The sequence below is a fragment of the Mesorhizobium sp. CA13 genome (genome assembly GCF_020165235.1).
Lineage (GTDB): Bacteria > Pseudomonadota > Alphaproteobacteria > Rhizobiales > Rhizobiaceae > Mesorhizobium.
The window spans coordinates 187,518-203,934 of sequence record NZ_JAIUHS010000008.1 but is presented as its reverse complement, the minus strand read 5'-3'; the positions used below and the strand labels follow the sequence as shown (position 1 = coordinate 203,934).

Sequence of the window (16,417 nt, the reverse complement as noted above, 5' to 3'; positions counted from 1 at the left end):
ATCAGCGCTCCGCCATCGCTAAGGCCGCTTTGTCGTAGACGTCGCGCATGGCCGCTGCCTGCCTCGCCAACGAAAACCTGCGGCTCCGGCGCAGGGCTGCCCGGCCGAGCTCCCGCCTGTGCTGCGCATCGGCGGAGAGACGGTTTATGCAGGCGGCGAGATCATCCGGGTCGCGCGGGGCGTAGAATAACGCGGCCCCGTCCCATAACTCACGGTGGGTGGCTATGTCGGATAGAACGAGCGGCGTCGCCGACGTGGCCGCTTCGAGCGCCGCCAGGCCGAACGGCTCGTAAAGCGATGACGACACGAAGATGCCGGCGCGCGCCATCAGGGCGCGCATCTCATCATGCGGTAGCGCTCCGAGAGCGACGGCATGGCTAAAGCCGGCGCGCTGGCCGTTCGGACCTTGCGTGGAACCGGCTGCAAAGACGGGCCATTGCGTCATCGACGCGGCCTGGTCGATCACCGTGGCATTCTTGGCTTCATCCCACCAGCGGGCGGCGGCGAAGACGAGCGGTTGACGCTTTTCGGGTTTCGCTATGGGGCGGGCGCCGTTGGCGACGACGTTGAGACGCGCGATCGGCCCATAGCAGGTTTCGAGCATGCCGGCGTGGCTGTGGCTCGGCGCGATGACGGCGTCGGCCCGGTCGAAGCCGCGCCTGTTGCGCTGCTTCTGCCAGTCCCATGCGCTGTCCACCGCCTGTCCCTTGACGGCATGGAACCATGTGACCACGCAGGAGTGGGAGACCACCACGACGGGGCAGGGCGCATCGAGCCCCACTGCCTGCGTCGGCGCATTGAGATGAACAAGGTCGATGGCGTGGTCACGAATGGGCCCATGCAACTCCCCCGGCAACGCATCGAGGTCGCTGGCATTGCGGATCATCCAATCCGGTGGCGTGGTCAGCCAGGTCAGCGTCGCGAAAGACTGCGCTTCTTCGACCTGTTGCCTGGACGGCTCCGGACCAAGACCGGCGAGCAAAACGCTGCCTCCGCCATCGACGAATTCCCGGGCCAGATCAAGCGTGTACCGCCACACGCCGCCCACGGCATCGACCGTCATCAAGATGCGCCGCGAACGCGGGGTCAGTGTCCGCAACATGTCGCCTCCAGCTCCGCCAGCGGACGCGGGCGCTTCTCCTGGATGTCGCTGAACTTTTGGAACGATGCGAGATAGTGCTCATGCGCGCGCTCCCAGGCGATGTCGTCGGGCTCGCCCCAAAGCTCGCGATAGCTGGGCGAACTCGGATAGGGATAGAGCGGTACCGGCTCATTGGCCCATACGCCGTTGTCTATCAGGTGGTTTCGCCAGTGGTCGACCAGGGCAGGGTCGTCTTCGACTACGCCGATCAGGTTGGCCTGGACGAAGGGAACATGGCGTCTCGCGTCGACGAGCAGCGCGGCGAGTTCCTCCGTGCCCAGCCGGCAGCGCTTGGCCAGCATGGCCCGGCCCTCTACCGTCAGGCTTTCGAGGCCCGCTTCGATGGACACGCAGCCTGCCGCGCCGAGCAATTCCAGCAGCTCGGGCTTCCACAGGTCGATGCGGGTCTGTACGCCGAACTTCACCTCGCGATCGATCAGTGCCTCCAGCAAGGCTTTCTGCGGCAGGAAAATCTCGTCGATGAAGTAGATGTAGCCGACACCTTGGGCGATCAGCCGGTCTATTTCCGTCACGACCGCCTCGTGATTTCGGCGGCGATAGGCATCGCGGAAATCCATCTTGGCGCAGAAGCTGCAATTGTAAGGGCAGCCGCGCGACGCCTCGACCTCCGCGCCGAACCCCACCTGCTGGTCGTCGAACCTGTGATGATGGTGCGCGTGCGCGGCTATCCAGTCCGATGGCCATTCGAGCGGCGGATGGTCGACGAACGAACTGGCGTGGACGCCGCCGTTAGAGACCAGCCTTGCTCCGCTGATGTGGGCCGTGGACGGCACCACGCTCCAATCGTCGCACCGTGCAAGGTCGGCGACAACCTCCTCGCATTCGCCGCGCACGACGATGTCAACGCCGAGCTTGCGCAGAGTTGGCGCCGGTGTCGCCGAGCCATGCGGCCCGACCGCTACGGTGCGCCCGCCTCGCCCGGCAAGGCGGTTGAGAAAGTCGGCCGGCACGCGCAGCTCCGGCGGCGCGCAACGCCAGAACAGATAGGTCGGCGCGGTGCTGACGACCGTCATTGCCGGGGCGAACTCGGCAACCCGTTCGGAAAGGCTGGAATTGTCAAGCTTCTGAAGCTGTCCGTCCAACATCAGCACCTCATGTCCGGCCCGTTCGAGCAAGGCTTTCGAGTAGCCGAACTCCAGGGGCAGATGCGGTTGGCGGCAGCCGAAATAGATGCTGTCGTCATAGGCCCAGAACGGGTTGACCAATGCGATTTTCATGCGACGTACCTCACGGCTTCGGCTTGGGGTTCGAGCCGGTGACGGTGCAACCAATCGGCGAGGTCGCGGACGCCTTCGCGCCATGAAACACGCGCCCTCCAGCCAAGCGTGGTTTTCATCTTCCTGGTATCGGCGACGAAGAAGGGCTGGTCGCCCGTCCGCTCGGCCTCATAGCGGACCGACAGTGCTCGATCCGTCAGGCTGCCGATCTCATCCAACAGCATGCGCAGGCTGAGCGCATTTTCCGGTCCGCCGCCGAGATTGAACGCCTGGCCCGCGATCGTCTCGATCCGGTCGAGCACGGCCCTGTAGGCCGCAACCGCATCGGAGACGTGCAGGATGTCGCGCACCTGCCTGCCGTTGCCGTAAATGGTTATCGGCCGCCCCGAAAGCGCGCAGATCAGGAAATGCGCAACCCAGCCCTGGTCCTCCGTTCCAAACTGGCGCGGGCCATAGATACAGCTCATCCGCAGGACCGCAGTCGGCAAGCCATAGGACTTGGCGTAATCGAGCACGTACTGGTCCGCCGCGCCTTTGGAGCAGCCATAGGGCGTGCAAAAGTCCAGGCTGCGGCCCTCGCCGATGCCCTCAGCACGGATTGCAGGGTCGCAAGGCACGCACCGCTCGCCTTCCTGGCGAACCGCGATGTCGGGGAGGCTGCCGTAGACCTTGTTGGTGCTGGCGAAGATCACCGGGACGCGCTCGCCGCTTTGTCGCGCCGCCTCCAGGACGTTGAAAGTTCCCCGAAGGTTGATGTCGAAATCCTCGCCCGGCCGAACCAGGCTGGTGGTGACGGCGGTCTGCGCGGCCAGATGGAATATCGCTTTCGACCCCCTCAGGGCTGAAGCCAAGGCGTTGGCCTCTCGCACATCGACGGTTTCCACGGTGAGGCGGCTTCCATGCTTGTGCGACAACCATTCAAGGTTCTGTTCGACACCGGCGCGACTGAGATTGTCGATCACCAGCACCGGCTCGCCGTCCGACAACAGGCTGTCGGCGAGATTGGACCCGATGAAGCCGCTGCCGCCGACGATGGCGACAGGTGCTTCGCGACGGTTGCGTCTACCCGGCTTCATGACACCAGCCCGCGTTCTTCGAGCTCGCGTTTCATGTCGGCGCCGCGATCGATGGCAATCGTGTTGCGCACCCAGGAAACGAAGTCGCCGAGCGAATTCTCCAATTGCCGCCCCGGCTCGAAGCCGAGCAGTTCACGCGCCTTGGAAATGTCGGCGAAGCAGTTGCGAATGTCGCCGGAACGCGCTTTGCCGAGCAGCTCGGGCGAGCGGTCCGGCGTTCCCATAGCCTCGGCCAAAAGGCGCGCGACATCGCGGATCGCATAGGCCCGGCCGCTTCCGATGTTGATGACGTGACCTTTCGCCTGGCGTTGCTCCAGCGCCAGGCGAAAGGCGCGGGCGACGTCACGCACATGAACGAAGTCGCGCTTCTGCTGGCCATCCTCGAAGATCATCGGCCGCTTGCCGTTGGCGAGACGCGAGGCGAAGTTGGCCAGCACGCCGGTATAAGGGTTTGAAAGCGCCTGTCCGGCGCCGAAGACGTTGAACAGGCGCAGTGCCACAGCGTCGACACCATAGGCCTCGCCGAAGATCAGCACGGCGCGTTCCTGGGCATATTTCGTCAATGCATAGATGGAGGCGAGATCGACCGGCTTTTCTTCGTCGGTCGGCAACGGCGAGAGAGGTTCACCGTCCGCAGACATGGGATTCCACTGTCCGCCTTTGAGATCGTTGGCCTTGCGCCGGGCGTTGCCGATGCGCCGGCCGTCGGGCGTGGCGTAAAGGCCTTCGCCGTAGACGCTCATCGAGGAGGCGACGACGATCCGCTCGACCGGGTGCTTGATCAACGCCTCCAGCAGCGTGGCGGTGCCGAGATCGTTGGCGCCGACATAGCGGGCGATCTCGTACATGGATTGGCCGACGCCGACTTCCGCGGCCAGGTGAACCACCCCGTCGATGCCGTCCAGTGCCTTGGTGACGGCCTCGCGATCGCGCACATCGCCCTTGATCAGTTCGGCTCCCGCGGGAAGGTTGACCGCTTCGCCTGCATGCACCTGATCCAGCAATGCATCTAGGATGCAAACCGAATAACCGTGATCGGCGAATTCTTGTGCGACGTGGCGACCAATGAAACCACAGCCCCCTGTGACCAGTATACGTTTCACGACAACTCCTCGGACTGGTGACCTCGGCGTCCCCAACTTCTCGGCAAAAGCTTTGTTCCCTGCGCATCAACAAAGTTCTCCTGGCGGTTTCATTCGACAGCAGGCGCATCGCACCACGCGACGGGTGCTGGAACATTGCCTGCCGTGTGCTGTTAGGACGCTCAACAGTTGCCGCGGTGCGTGCGCGGCGAGAGAGCAGGTCCAAAGGAGATTTCGATGTCGCAATCGCAGACGACCACCAATCACGAGGAGATTCGCAAATGGGCCGAGGAGCGGAACGGCCGGCCGGCAGTGGTGCGAACCAAGGGCGAGGGCGGCATCCTGCGGATCGATTTCGGCGAGCCCGAGGAGGCATTCGAACCAGTCGAATGGGATGAGTTCTTTCGGATATTCGATGAGAACCGTCTGGCTTTTCTTTACCAGGCCAACACCGGCGGCGGGCAGACCAGCCGTTTCAACAAGTTCGTCGAGCGTGACCCAAAGGGCTGACCGAGGCCCGGCCGGCGATCAATCGGAAACCTGGTTCGGCTCAGTTCAGAAGCCTTGCGCCGCTGGACTTTGCCAAATCGCGTATGATGGCGTTAAGCCAGTCTTCGGTGGACTGGCCGATCCGCCTTTGGTCGATGTCACGGATCGCCCGCTCGAGCGTCCTTTCGACAAGCCGGTCGGAGGCTTCCACATCCCCCAGCAACAGACGTGCCGCAAGCCTGAGTTTGGGCAGGAGCGAAAACACGTCGTCCGGCGGACTTGGCACAAAGCCACTCGCCGCAGCCGGGTTTTGCGGCGGGAAAAGAGCATTGAATACAGCCCCGTTGCCCGAGGATTTTCGCAGGTTGCTGGCATGTCGGAGATGTTCGGGAATGGCGATATCGCTGTCGCCGCTGAAGAACACGAACGGCACGCCGCGGCGCATCAGTTCGTCCGCGATTGGAAAGACCCGTCGCCCGTTGAGATTGACGTCGAGGATGGCAGCCTCGGCCGATTCAGTGTGCAATGACGCTTGTTCGACCGTCGCTACCGGCCCCAGGATGATCGCACCCATATTGCTGAAATAACGGGCGAGATCTCCGGCTACCATCCATTCGTCTTCGACGATCAGAAGATGCACCCCTTGCAGATCGCGCACCTCGTCATCCTTTCTCGACCAGTACCTGGTGGAAACAGTCTCCTTCGCCGAGCCTGCTGGCGTTTCGGCACGAGCCCGGCCGAAATCGTCAAGCAATTCCACGCCGCTGACTCCATGTGCGTCGGGAGCTTTGTTTCAGATGGACGTTTGGTCATTGAACACGTGAACTGCAAATTGAACGCCATCCGTCGCGACTTGTTCCGTATCTCCGCCGCGCCTATGCTTACCTGCTGTCCAGCCTGCTTCATAAGTGATTTCGCACACAGGTGCCGAAAGGGGAACTTCCAGTGACAGCCCAGTCGAAAAGATTTCCCATCGTTGGCGTCGGCGCGTCCGCCGGCGGAATTCCGGCGATGGAAGGGCTGTTCAAGGGTATGGCCGATCAGCCCGGCATGGCGTTCGTCGTCATCACTCATCTCAGCCCTAAGCGAGAGAGCCTGTTGCATGAGGTCGTCCGCCGCTACACCGAAATGCCGGTCGAAGTCGCGGCGGATGGCATGATCGTTCAACCGAACCACGTCTATGTCATGCCGCAGAACGTGACCCTGACCATCGAGGAGGGAATGCTGCGCCTGCGCCGGCCCAACGGGTTCAGCCAGGAACGCAAACCCATAGACATCTTCTTCAGCGCATTAGCCGAAGACCAGGGCGAACATGCCGTCGGCGTCATCCTGTCGGGCGGAGATTCCGATGGAACCTTGGGCGCCAAGGCGATCAAGGAGCGTGGGGGGCTCACCGTCGCGCAGATCTCCGACGGCTACGGCCCGCGCAACCCCGATATGCCGCAGAGCGCCATCACCAGCGGACTTATCGATATAGCCGCGCCCGCCGAGGAGATCGGCAGGAAGCTGGAAGCCTTCGCCCGCGGCTTCGACGCGTTGAATGGGTTGGCGGAGGAGGATAGCGTCCGAACGGCAGGTATGGAAAAGGTTCTGTCCCAGATCTACGGCATCCTGCGCAGCCACTCAGGCCATGATTTCTCGGGCTACAAGACCAAGACGTTTCTGCGACGCATCAAGCGGCGCATGCAGATCGCGCAGATGCAATCCATTGGCGCATATGTCGAATGGCTGCAAAAGGATCCTCGCGAGGTGATGAACCTTTTTCGCGACCTGCTGATCAACGTCACCAACTTCTTTCGCGATCCCGAGGCCTTCGAACTGCTCGAGCGAAAGATCGTACCGCAACTCTTCGAAGGCAAGACCGCCAACGACATCGTCAGGGTGTGGATTCCCGGCTGCGCCACAGGCGAAGAGGTGTTCTCCATCGGCATCCTGCTGCGTGAACATGTGGAAAAGCTCCCGGTCGTTCCGCGAATCCAGATATTCGCGACCGATATCGACGAACCGGCGCTGGCGGTGGCGCGGGCAGGGCGCTATCCCGAAGCCCTGCTGCAGGGACTTTCCCCCGAACGCCGCCAGCGGTTTTTCAATGGCGACGGCGACACCTATGTCATCAGCAACGAGATACGGGAGCTGTGCATCTTTTCGCCGCACAGCGTCGTTCGCGACCCGCCTTTCTCCCGCATGGACCTGGTGTCGTGCCGTAACCTGCTGATCTATTTCGGCCCAGCCATTCAGAGCCGGGTCATTCCTATTTTCCATTACGCCCTGAAGCCCGGCGGTTACCTTTTTCTCGGCACCTCGGAGAGCGTCGGACAGAACGACAATCTGTTTGCCACCGTCGATAAGAAACATCGTATCTTCCAGGCGCGGGAGCATGCCTCGCCGCATGTCAGGCTGCCCGCCCTGATCGGCGATAGCCGTTCGGGCGCATTCCCGTCCGAGAGCACCGGCTTGAGGAAGGGAGCCGCCGGTTATCCGCTGCGCCAGGCGGTCGAGGCGCAGGTGCTGGAGCGCTTCGCCCCCCCGCATGTGCTGGTCAACGCCGAAGGCGATGTCGTCTACTACTCAGCTCGCACCGGCAAATATCTTGAAGCGCCGCAAGGCATTCCCAGCCGGCAATTGTTGACAATGGCACGCCGCGGGCTGCGGCTCGACCTGCGCGCCGCACTGCGGGAGGCGACGTCGACGCGCCGGACCGTCGTGCGGGAAAATCTCACGGTCGAGGAGGATGATGAGCGGATCCAGCCGATCAAGCTCACCATTGAGCCGCTGGCGGAACGCGACAATGGCGAGCCGCTCTATCTCGTCCTGTTCGAACCGTCGGGCCCTACGCAGATCCGCACAGACGAAGGCGGCAGCCATGACACCGACAGCACCGCCGATCTCGAGCGGGAACTGCGCGATACGAGGGAGCGTCTGCAATCCACGATCGAGGAATATGAGACCGCACTGGAAGAGGTGAAGTCGTCCAATGAGGAACTCGTCTCCGTCAACGAGGAAGCGCAATCGACCAATGAAGAACTTGAGGCCTCGAAGGAGGAAATGCAGTCGCTCAATGAGGAACTGAACACCATCAATGCCGAGTTGACGAACAAGATCGAGGAACTCGATCACGCCAACAGCGATCTGCGCAACCTGTTCGAAAGCACCGAAATCGCGACCATTTTCCTCGATCGCAATCTGGTGGTGCGGACCTTCACGCCCGCGGCTTCGTCCTTCTTCAGTCTGCGTCCCTCCGACATCGGCCGGCCGCTGACGGACCTGTCGAGCCAACTCGACTATCCCGAGTTGAAGCAGCATATCGCCGAGGTGTTCGAGACAGGCGAGACCCTGAACCACCACCTCGCGCGCGACAGCGCCGGACGGTTTCACATGGTCCATATCAATCCCTATCGGGACAAGGGCAACCGGGTTCGGGGCGTGGTGGTGACACTGGTCGACGTCACCACCTTGGCTCAGGCGGAAGAGCATCAGCAGGTTCTCATCTCTGAACTCAACCACCGGGTCAAGAACATGCTGGCGGTGATCGTCAGCATTGCGAGCCGCACGCGGGAGAAATCCGTGTCGAAGGATGAATTCGCGGAGGCCTTGATCGGACGCTTGCATGCGATGTCGCGGGCGTATGGATTGTTGAGCCGGAAAAGCTGGAAGGAAGCTTCGGTCAGCGAACTGCTTCACCAGGAACTCGAACCGTTTGGCATTGAACGGTTCGAACTGAACGGCCAGGAGATAGAACTTGGACCGCAACAGGGTCTTTCCCTCAGCATGGCCGTCCACGAACTGGCCACCAACGCGGCCAAATATGGCGCTCTTTCCAAACCTCGTGGCAAGGTGGTGGTGATGTGGTCGATCGCTGACGACATGTTCACGTTTGCCTGGCGCGAGAAGGATGGTCCCCCTGTCAAGGAACCCGTCGGCAGCGGCTTCGGCCTCACGCTGCTGCAGGGAGAGATCGGCTACAGGCTTGGCGGCCATGTTGAAACCGCTTTTCGCAAGGAAGGCCTCAACGTTCAGATCGCATTTCCCGTTAACGGGAAGGAGGAGTCGTGAACGACGGACCGCGCGTCCTGGTCGTCGAGGACGAATGGCTGATCGCGGAAGACACCGCGTTAGTCCTGCGTAGCGCCGGTTACCAGGTGGTCGGTCCCGCGCCTTCGGTCGCCGCGGCGCTTCGTCTCGTCGGCTCGGACAAGATCGACATGGCGTTGCTGGACATCCAGTTGAACGGTGAAACGAGCCTGCCCCTCGCGGAGATATTGCAGGCGCAGGGTGTTCCCTTCGCCCTCATGACGGGATTTGGCGCGCGCGACTTACCGGCATCCTTTCGCGACTGCAAATTCGTGCCCAAGCCGGCGACTGAAGCAACCATCCTGGCTGCGCTGGCCGATCTGGGGTCGCTGCCCGACGTTTCGCGTTGACGGTTACTCCAATGGCGCCGCAGGATCAGTCCAAGGGCTTGTCCGTCGGTCGCGGAGTCATGCTGGGCTGACGGGGACGACCGGCATTTCGATTGGCTGTGGGATTGTCCAGGGGAGGGGCTGAAGGGTGAGATCCTCCGGCAGTCTTCGGCGTCGGCGATTTCGCCCCTGCGTCCGTATCACCGGCGTCTCGCCTCGGGTGTGGCAAACCATCGGTGTTCGGAGACCGAATGACGGGTTTCGAGCGAGAATTCTCGTTGGCCATGGTGGCGCCCTTCTTCTGAATCGAACTCAGCGGGTCAATCGCCGGCACAGCAGAAGGTTCCGAACTGCCAATGTCGATCGGGCGGGCGTCCAACGGATGCCGGGAATGAGATAGCTCTTGCCTCTGGAACCGCGACATCTCAACCATGCGGCCGCATAACCACCTTGATGCAACCATCCTGCTTGTCGCGGAAGGTCTTGTAGAGGTCCGGCCCGGCTTCGAGCTCGGCTCTGTGGGTGATGACGAAGGACGGGTCGATCTCGCCATTCTGGACCTTGGCCAGAAGTGGTTCGAGATAGCGCTGGGTATGGGTTTGGCCCATTCGAAAGGTCAGCCCCTTGTTCATCGCGGCGCCGAACGGGATGTGATCGACCAGGCCGATGTAGACGCCGGGAACCGAGATGGTGCCGCCCTTGCGGCAGCAATAGATCGCCTCTCGCAGCACATGCGGCCGATCGGTGCCGAGATAGACGGCGGCCTTCACCTTGTCGAGCATGGCGTCGGCGCTCGCGCCGGGGTCGGATTCAGTGCCGACGCAGTCGATGCAGCGATCCGGGCCGCGGCCGTCGGTCATCGCCATCAGTGCGTCGTAGATATTGGAATTGCTGAAGTCGAGCGTCTCGGCTTTGCCGTGTTCACGCGCCATGGCCAGCCGCTCCGGCACCTTGTCGATGGCGATGACACGGCCGGCGCCGAGCATCCACGCGCTCTGGATGGCGAATTGGCCAACCGGGCCGCAACCCCATATCGCGACCGTATCGCCCGGCTCGATGCCGGCGTTCTCTGCCGCCATGTAGCCGGTCGGGAAGATGTCGGAGAGAAACAGCACCTGTTCATCTTCCATTCCCTCCGGCACCTTGATCGGACCGACATCGGCGAACGGAACCCGCAGATATTCCGCTTGTCCGCCCCAATAGCCGCCGACAAGATGCGAATATCCGAAAAGGCCGGCCGGCGATTGCCCGATCGCTTCGGCGGCCTGTTTTGCGTTGGGATTCGAGCGGTCGCAAAGCGAAAACAGCCCGTTCTGGCAAAACCAGCACTCGCCGCAGGAAATGTTGAACGGCACCACCACCCGGTCACCCTTCTTGAACTTCGAATGGCCCTGACCAACCTCCACCACTTCGCCCATCGTCTCGTGGCCAAGCACGTCGCCCGATTTCATCGTCGGCATGTAACCGTTCATCAGGTGGAGGTCGGAGCCGCATATGGCGCAGCAGGTAACCTTGATGATCACGTCGCGGTCATCCTCGATGACGGGATCGGCCACTTGGTCGCAGCGTATGTCGCCTTTGCCGTGCCATGTAAGGGCTTTCACGATGTTGCTCCTGAGTTTCGAGGGCGCGTTTCATCGGTGAAACGCGCGTTTCTCGTGCGTGGCGCCGAAGATGCCGCCGATCAGTCCTGGGACGCCGAGCCCGGCGCCGCCATCTCGCGGTGCTGTTCGGCCAGCGTACCTGCTGGCGTGACATGCGCAGCGGCGACCTGCAGCTTGTTCTTCCAGCCGCTGACCACCTGTTCTTCGCCAGTCATCATTGCTTCGTAGCCGGCCTTGGCAACGTCGGCCGGATTGTCCTTCTCGTCGGTGCCGACCTTGGTGTCCATCATCTCGGCGCGTTCGAAGAAGCGTGTCTGCGTGGCGCCGGGCATCAACACGGTCACCGTGACGCCGGTGTCCTGCAATTCGTGACGCAAGGCGATCGCGAAGGAATCGATGAATGCCTTGGTGCCATTGTAGACGGCTTGGAAAGTCCCGGGCATGAAACCGGCGATCGACCCGGTGAAAAGAATGCGCCCGCGCCCGCGGCGAGCCATCTTGGCGCCGAGTTCATGCGCCAGATACACCGTTCCGGTGATATTGGTGTCGATGATGCGCCGGATCTTCCTCCAGTCCTGGTCGACGAAGCCATTGCCGAGCCCGCGTCCAGCGTTGAGAAACAGCAGGTCGATGTCACGCTCGCCAATTCGGGAGATCAGCCGATCCACGCCTTCGACGGTCGCGAGATCGGCCTCGACGGCTTCGACTCCGATATTATGTGAGCCGAGTGCCTCGGCGGCCTGCTGGATTGCCGGTTCATCAGCCGCAACGACGAGATCGTAGCCGTCCTTCGCGCAGAGTTTCGCAAGTTCCTTGCCTATGCCGCTCGAGGCGCCGGTGACCACTGCGAGTTTTGCGTCCGCCATGATTTCCTCCGTCGTGCCGGCCGAACCAGCAGAGGAGATGATTGTTCCGTGGATCGGTATCGTCCGGTCGGCGCCTGCCGGGAGTCTGACTTCTGCTCCTGGCCGGGCGATGGATTTTCGGAATTCGGGCGGGAACAACCGGTTGGTCCCGCAGTTCGGCGCGTGCAGGAGGAACATGATGCAACATGCTGATAAGATCGCGCTCCGGCGTGTGAAAATGCTGGTCGAGCAATATGTGCTGACCAGGAGCAGGCGATATGATTTCGTGTCGACGGAGCTGGCTTGCAGGGCCATTCGTGAGGTGATGCGCAGCCCGATCGAAGATGCCGAACTGGATCGCATGTTGGCCAGAAGCGCGGCCAGGCAGGGGCTTTCGGTGCGATTCGACCGGATGGAAGCTTGGCAGGCTGCTTCGCCATCTCCCACCGAAGGAGTATCGATATGAGAGCCGTGTTGCTGATGCTGGCACTGGTCTGTCTGGCCGGGTGCAACAATCCCGATCCCGACAAATCCAAAGCGGATACGAACAGTCAGCCGGTTGACAAAAACCCCACAACCGACACGAACCCCACCCCACAAACCACCACCGGCGGAGATCAGCAAGGCACCCAACCGGCCCAGCCGGCATCCCCTAAGCCGGCTGGCGGCTAGCTACCGGCCTGGCCCACCAGACTGGGACCGCCATAGAGCAGTTCATCGTCTGCGGAAACGGCTAACCACTCTATGTTGTTGTTTTTGCGCAATTCCTAGGGGAAAGCGCACCGCGCTTTTCCCGGGAAAGCCGTACACACTTTTCTTGGGTTGCTTTAGTGGCGCGCCGAGCTTCTCGTTTTGGGTTCCCTGGCAACAATTCTGACGGGAACCGACTTTACGGCGGGGACGTGAGCCTTCTTGGCCCGGTGCCACAGAGGAACCAGGGGATTGAGTTCCGGATAATAACCGGCGCAGTTGCCTTCGGGCACGGAGTAGGGGGTGATGCGCAAACCTCGAACCCGCCGCTCCACGCCGTCATCGGCATGGGCCTCCAGATCAACTTCCTGCCCGGCGCTCAACCGAAGCGCTGGATATCGGCCTCGTTCATCAACAGGACCATGCGTGTGCCGTGTATGCCGCGCAGTCTGTCATTGTACCCATAGACGGTGGTATTGAACTGGTCGTTGGAGCGCACCGTTATCAGCGTCAGCACATTGTGGCCCGAAACATCGATGTCCGGGTCTGTTTCAAGCGTTGTCGGCAGCTTGAAATTGGCTTTCTTGTTCGGCGTCTCCCAGACCCGTTTCGACGCCTTGATATCGCGGTGAAAGCCTCCCGGCGTCAGGAACCGCTTGTTGAACTCACGAAAATGCTGCGGGTAGCAACGCTCGATCTCATCGCGGATAAGGGAATAATCGGCGACCCATTTATCCCACGGGATCGAACTCACCCCCGATACGGTGGCCTTGGCCAGTTCCGCCACGATCTTCGGTTCGGAAAGCAGATGCGGTGAAGCCGGGGGACGCGAACCGAAGGAGCCGTGGATACAGGCGGTGGAGTCCTCCATCGAAACGGTCTGGTCGCCGCTCGCCTGTTGGTCCCTTTCCAGCCGCGACAGGCAGGGCAGCAGATAGGTCACCGCCCCTGGCAGGAGATGGCTGCGGTTGAGCTTGGTGGCGACTTCGACATGCAGCCCAATGCCGGCACCGGGCTTTCCCATGTTGCCACGCATCAGCAGCAGATTGCATAGCATCTGGACGTTCTCGGTACCGTGCCGGTGCTGTGTCAAACCCATGCCGTAATTGCCGATCACCGCCTTAGAGCGGCTGTAGACCTCGGCAACATGTTCGAGATCCGCCTGCGCAATTCCCGAGCGCCTGACGATGTCCTCCCACCTGGCGGCCCGCAGGTAAGCTTCGAATTCGGCAAAACCATCCGTGTGCTCGGCAATGAAATCGACGTCGAGGACACGCGGATCCCCGCTTTCCCGTGCCGCGTCGTCTAGCGCCAGCACCGCCTTGGCGATGCCGGTCATAGCGGCGATATCGCCACCGCTGCGGACCTGAAAAAAGTCGCTGGACATCTTCGTGCCGGGGCCCGGCGACAGCATTTCAAGGGGATCTTGCGGATTCTTGAAGCGCTTCAGCCCCCTTTCCGGCAAGGGATTGAAGGTGAATACCGGCACCCCACGCTGGCGAGCCTCTTGCAGCGGATGCAGGAGCCGCGGCGCCGTTACCCCGGTGTTGTGGCCGAAGAAGAACATCATGTCGCACTGGGAGAAGTCTTCGAGCTGCACGGTTCCAACCGGCGAGCCGATCGATTCGGGCAGCCCGACCGAGGTCGATTCGTGGCACATGTTGGAAGAATCGGGCAGGTTCGATGAGCCGTAGATACGCGCAAAGAGCTGATACATGAACGAAGCCTCCAGCGAGGCCCGACCGGACGTGTAGAAGACGACCGATTTCGGATCGAGCCGCCGAAGCTCCATGCCGATCTCAAGGAATGCGTCATCCCAGGAAACCGGTTCATAGCGGTCGGTGACGGCATTGTAGCGCAGGGGATCCGTAAGCCTGCCCTGTTTTTCGAGGTCACGATCCGGCCAGTCGAGCAGTTCGGTGACCGAATGTCGTGCGAAGAAATCCGGCCCGCAACGCAGCTTCGTCTGATCCCACATGGTCGCCTTGGCGCCATTTTCGCAGAACTCGAAGGGCCGCGGATCGGCCGGCTTGGCCCATGAACAGGAAATGCACATGTAGCCATCGGCCTTGTTCTGCTTGAGCAGCGTGCTCCATATGCCCGACATCAGGAGGCCTTCGCCGTATGCCTTGCGGACCAATGACCTCAGGGATCCCCATCCGCCCGTGGGATGATTGTATTTTTTTGTTTCGATACGGTCGGTTACGGCAGGTTTCATCGAGATCGTCCTTGAAGAACCAATACCGAACCTCGCCCGTCACCGATTGTTCCCGCGGCTCCGTGCAGTGTTGGCGTCGAATCTTGCGTGTCGAAGCCGACGCGACCGAGGTGCGATCGCGGCTGGTTTTGGGAACTATTTTCGTGATCGGCTGTTCGGCTTGGGAAGGGAGCCTGGCAATGGTGCGACGCAATGCAGTGCTTTCGCTCGTGATAGCCGCCATCATCATCATCGGCTTTCTCATAGGCTTTCTCTACGCCGATATGGGCTGGAATACTTCGCCGCTGACGCGGGCGCCTGAACAGAACCAGGGCGGTAACGCGCCGACGGATACTTCCCCAGCCGCGGGCGTCCGGAAAAATCCCCAGGAAAACACCGAAATGCCGGGGCAGCAATAGCCACCTCGAACGGGGCCACTCGCGAAAGGATGTCATGCTGTCAGACCCCACCGTGCTGATTTTGATGTATTTCCTGCTGCCGGTCTGGTTGGCCGCCGGATTTGCCGATTGGCTCTGCCATCGCGCCTCTCACATCGAATCGACGACGGGCGCCAAGGAATCCTTGATCCACCTTCTGATGTTCGCCGAGGTCGGAATACCTTTGCTGGCCGCCATGTTTCTTGACGTTAATGCCCTGATCATCCTCATCATGATCGTCACTTTCCTCATCCACGAGGCGACGGCGATGTGGGACGTCAGCTACGCCACCACGGCCCGCACCGTCACGCCGATCGAGCAGCACGTTCACAGCTTCCTGGAGATGATCCCGCTGATGGGACTGGTCAGCGTCATTTCCCTCCACTGGGAACAGTTCCTTGCTCTGTTCGGGGCAGGGACGGAAACCGCGCGCTTCGAACTTGTCTGGAAATCGCAGCAACTGCCGGTGACCTACATTGCCTGTGTGATGGCCGTGATCCTGCTTTTCGAACTGCTTCCCTATCTGGAGGAGTTCGTCAGGGGATTGCGGGCCAATGCCGGCAGGCTGATCCCGTCCAAAGCCAAGCGAGGGGATCCGGGCCAGACGACATTGCGTTGATGCGATTGCCGGCAACCCCCTTCCCGCCGGCATCAAATATCCGGCCGGTCCGTAACGCCAGCGTCCTGTGCGGAACATTTCTGCCGGGCCGGCCATTGAGCACGAGGAAGCGGGCAGCAGCTATGGGGAGTGCGACGATGGGATTTCTATCCGACCTCGACAAGAAATTGACGGACAATGTCTATGAACATGGCAGCCAGCTTACCGATTCCGCCGCAGATCTCCCGCAGACGGTCGGCGAACTTGTCGAACGGCTGATGCCTTTCGTCCAACCTGAGGCGCGCGAGACGGTCAAGGCTCAGATCCTAGGCCTGATTCACGAGTACAAGGTCGAGCGGAGCGGGGCCGAGCAGGATCATCCAGACTGAACTACCCGTTCTGGTCTATCGCATGAGGCGCGGGTTGGCTGCCGCCCCCGCTGCCCGATGTATCGCGCCCGAACCATATCCAAGCCGCAACAAGCACAATCACCACGATGGCTATCCAGGCAATGAGACGGGGCATTGAGGGGTCCTTTCCCTGCCAGTTGACCATTCTCGCGGCACGAACGATCAGGGCGGAAGTCGAACCGCCCAGCCGCCTCCTCGTTAATCCGGCTA

At 61.5% G+C, this 16,417-nt stretch carries 14 protein-coding genes; 6 read left to right on the top strand and 8 right to left on the bottom strand.

The genetic code is table 11. The features are described 5' to 3' along the window. Position 1: 1 nt before the first annotated feature. The 4 genes from LB566_RS19650 to LB566_RS19635 are packed head-to-tail and all read right to left on the bottom strand — an operon-like array spanning position 2 to position 4,558. On the bottom strand, positions 2 to 1,063 hold the full coding sequence (locus LB566_RS19650) for a glycosyltransferase family 4 protein (RefSeq protein WP_224625699.1): 1,062 nt from the start codon (positions 1,061 to 1,063) through the stop codon (positions 2 to 4). A gap of 23 nt (positions 1,064 to 1,086) precedes the next feature. Further along, positions 1,087 to 2,379, bottom strand: coding sequence for a TIGR04295 family B12-binding domain-containing radical SAM protein (locus LB566_RS19645; protein ID WP_224625696.1), 1,293 nt, complete (start codon positions 2,377 to 2,379; stop codon positions 1,087 to 1,089). After that, a complete protein-coding gene (locus LB566_RS19640; RefSeq protein WP_224625694.1) occupies positions 2,376 to 3,455 on the bottom strand; it encodes an NAD-dependent epimerase/dehydratase family protein in 1,080 nt (359 codons plus the stop codon). The genes LB566_RS19645 and LB566_RS19640 overlap by 4 nt, the downstream gene beginning before the upstream one ends. After that, positions 3,452 to 4,558, bottom strand: coding sequence for an NAD-dependent epimerase/dehydratase family protein (locus tag LB566_RS19635; protein ID WP_224625692.1), 1,107 nt, complete (start codon positions 4,556 to 4,558; stop codon positions 3,452 to 3,454). Before LB566_RS19635 ends, LB566_RS19640 begins: the two co-directional genes overlap by 4 nt. A gap of 216 nt (positions 4,559 to 4,774) precedes the next feature. Between LB566_RS19635 and LB566_RS19630 the strand changes: the two genes are divergently transcribed. Continuing rightward, positions 4,775 to 5,047 carry a hypothetical protein gene (locus LB566_RS19630; protein ID WP_224625679.1) on the top strand — a complete coding sequence of 91 codons (273 nt, stop codon included), beginning with the start codon at positions 4,775 to 4,777 and terminating at the stop codon, positions 5,045 to 5,047. Between the two features lie 40 nt (positions 5,048 to 5,087). Here LB566_RS19630 and LB566_RS19625 read toward each other — a convergent pair whose 3' ends face one another. Beyond that, positions 5,088 to 5,786 carry a response regulator gene (locus LB566_RS19625; RefSeq protein ID WP_224625668.1) on the bottom strand — a complete coding sequence of 233 codons (699 nt, stop codon included), beginning with the start codon at positions 5,784 to 5,786 and terminating at the stop codon, positions 5,088 to 5,090. A 185-nt stretch (positions 5,787 to 5,971) separates the two neighbouring features. On the opposite strand from LB566_RS19625, the gene LB566_RS19620 reads away from it, so the two are divergent. Next, positions 5,972 to 9,079 (top strand): CheR family methyltransferase, encoded by a 3,108-nt coding sequence (locus LB566_RS19620; protein ID WP_224625666.1) that lies wholly within the window; start codon positions 5,972 to 5,974, stop codon positions 9,077 to 9,079. Beyond that, the gene (locus LB566_RS19615) at positions 9,076 to 9,447 is read left to right on the top strand and encodes a response regulator (RefSeq protein ID WP_140553438.1); all 372 of its coding nucleotides are present in this window, start codon (positions 9,076 to 9,078) and stop codon (positions 9,445 to 9,447) included. Before LB566_RS19620 ends, LB566_RS19615 begins: the two co-directional genes overlap by 4 nt. A gap of 404 nt (positions 9,448 to 9,851) precedes the next feature. On the opposite strand, the gene LB566_RS19610 is transcribed toward LB566_RS19615, so the two are convergent. The 3 genes from LB566_RS19610 to LB566_RS19600 form a co-directional block, all read right to left on the bottom strand. Next, complete coding sequence (locus LB566_RS19610) at positions 9,852 to 11,030, bottom strand: zinc-dependent alcohol dehydrogenase (RefSeq protein ID WP_224625663.1); 1,179 nt, start codon at positions 11,028 to 11,030, stop codon at positions 9,852 to 9,854. Positions 11,031 to 11,110: 80 nt separating this feature from the next. Beyond that, positions 11,111 to 11,896: an SDR family NAD(P)-dependent oxidoreductase gene (locus LB566_RS19605; RefSeq protein ID WP_140553435.1), complete on the bottom strand. Its 786-nt coding sequence runs from the start codon at positions 11,894 to 11,896 to the stop codon at positions 11,111 to 11,113. A 1,048-nt stretch (positions 11,897 to 12,944) separates the two neighbouring features. Beyond that, on the bottom strand, positions 12,945 to 14,783 hold the full coding sequence (locus LB566_RS19600) for a molybdopterin-dependent oxidoreductase (protein WP_411910492.1): 1,839 nt from the start codon (positions 14,781 to 14,783) through the stop codon (positions 12,945 to 12,947). A gap of 83 nt (positions 14,784 to 14,866) precedes the next feature. Here LB566_RS19600 and LB566_RS19595 point away from each other — a divergent pair, with 83 nt between their 5' ends. The 3 genes from LB566_RS19595 to LB566_RS19585 all read left to right on the top strand — a co-directional run bounded on the left by LB566_RS19595 (position 14,867) and on the right by LB566_RS19585 (position 16,186). Further along, complete coding sequence (locus LB566_RS19595; RefSeq protein WP_224625661.1) at positions 14,867 to 15,181, top strand: hypothetical protein; 315 nt, start codon at positions 14,867 to 14,869, stop codon at positions 15,179 to 15,181. A gap of 34 nt (positions 15,182 to 15,215) precedes the next feature. Then, on the top strand, positions 15,216 to 15,818 hold the full coding sequence (locus LB566_RS19590) for a diguanylate cyclase (protein ID WP_224625650.1): 603 nt from the start codon (positions 15,216 to 15,218) through the stop codon (positions 15,816 to 15,818). Between the two features lie 137 nt (positions 15,819 to 15,955). Next, positions 15,956 to 16,186 carry a hypothetical protein gene (locus tag LB566_RS19585; protein WP_224625648.1) on the top strand — a complete coding sequence of 77 codons (231 nt, stop codon included), beginning with the start codon at positions 15,956 to 15,958 and terminating at the stop codon, positions 16,184 to 16,186. The last annotated feature ends 231 nt before the right edge of the window (positions 16,187 to 16,417 follow it).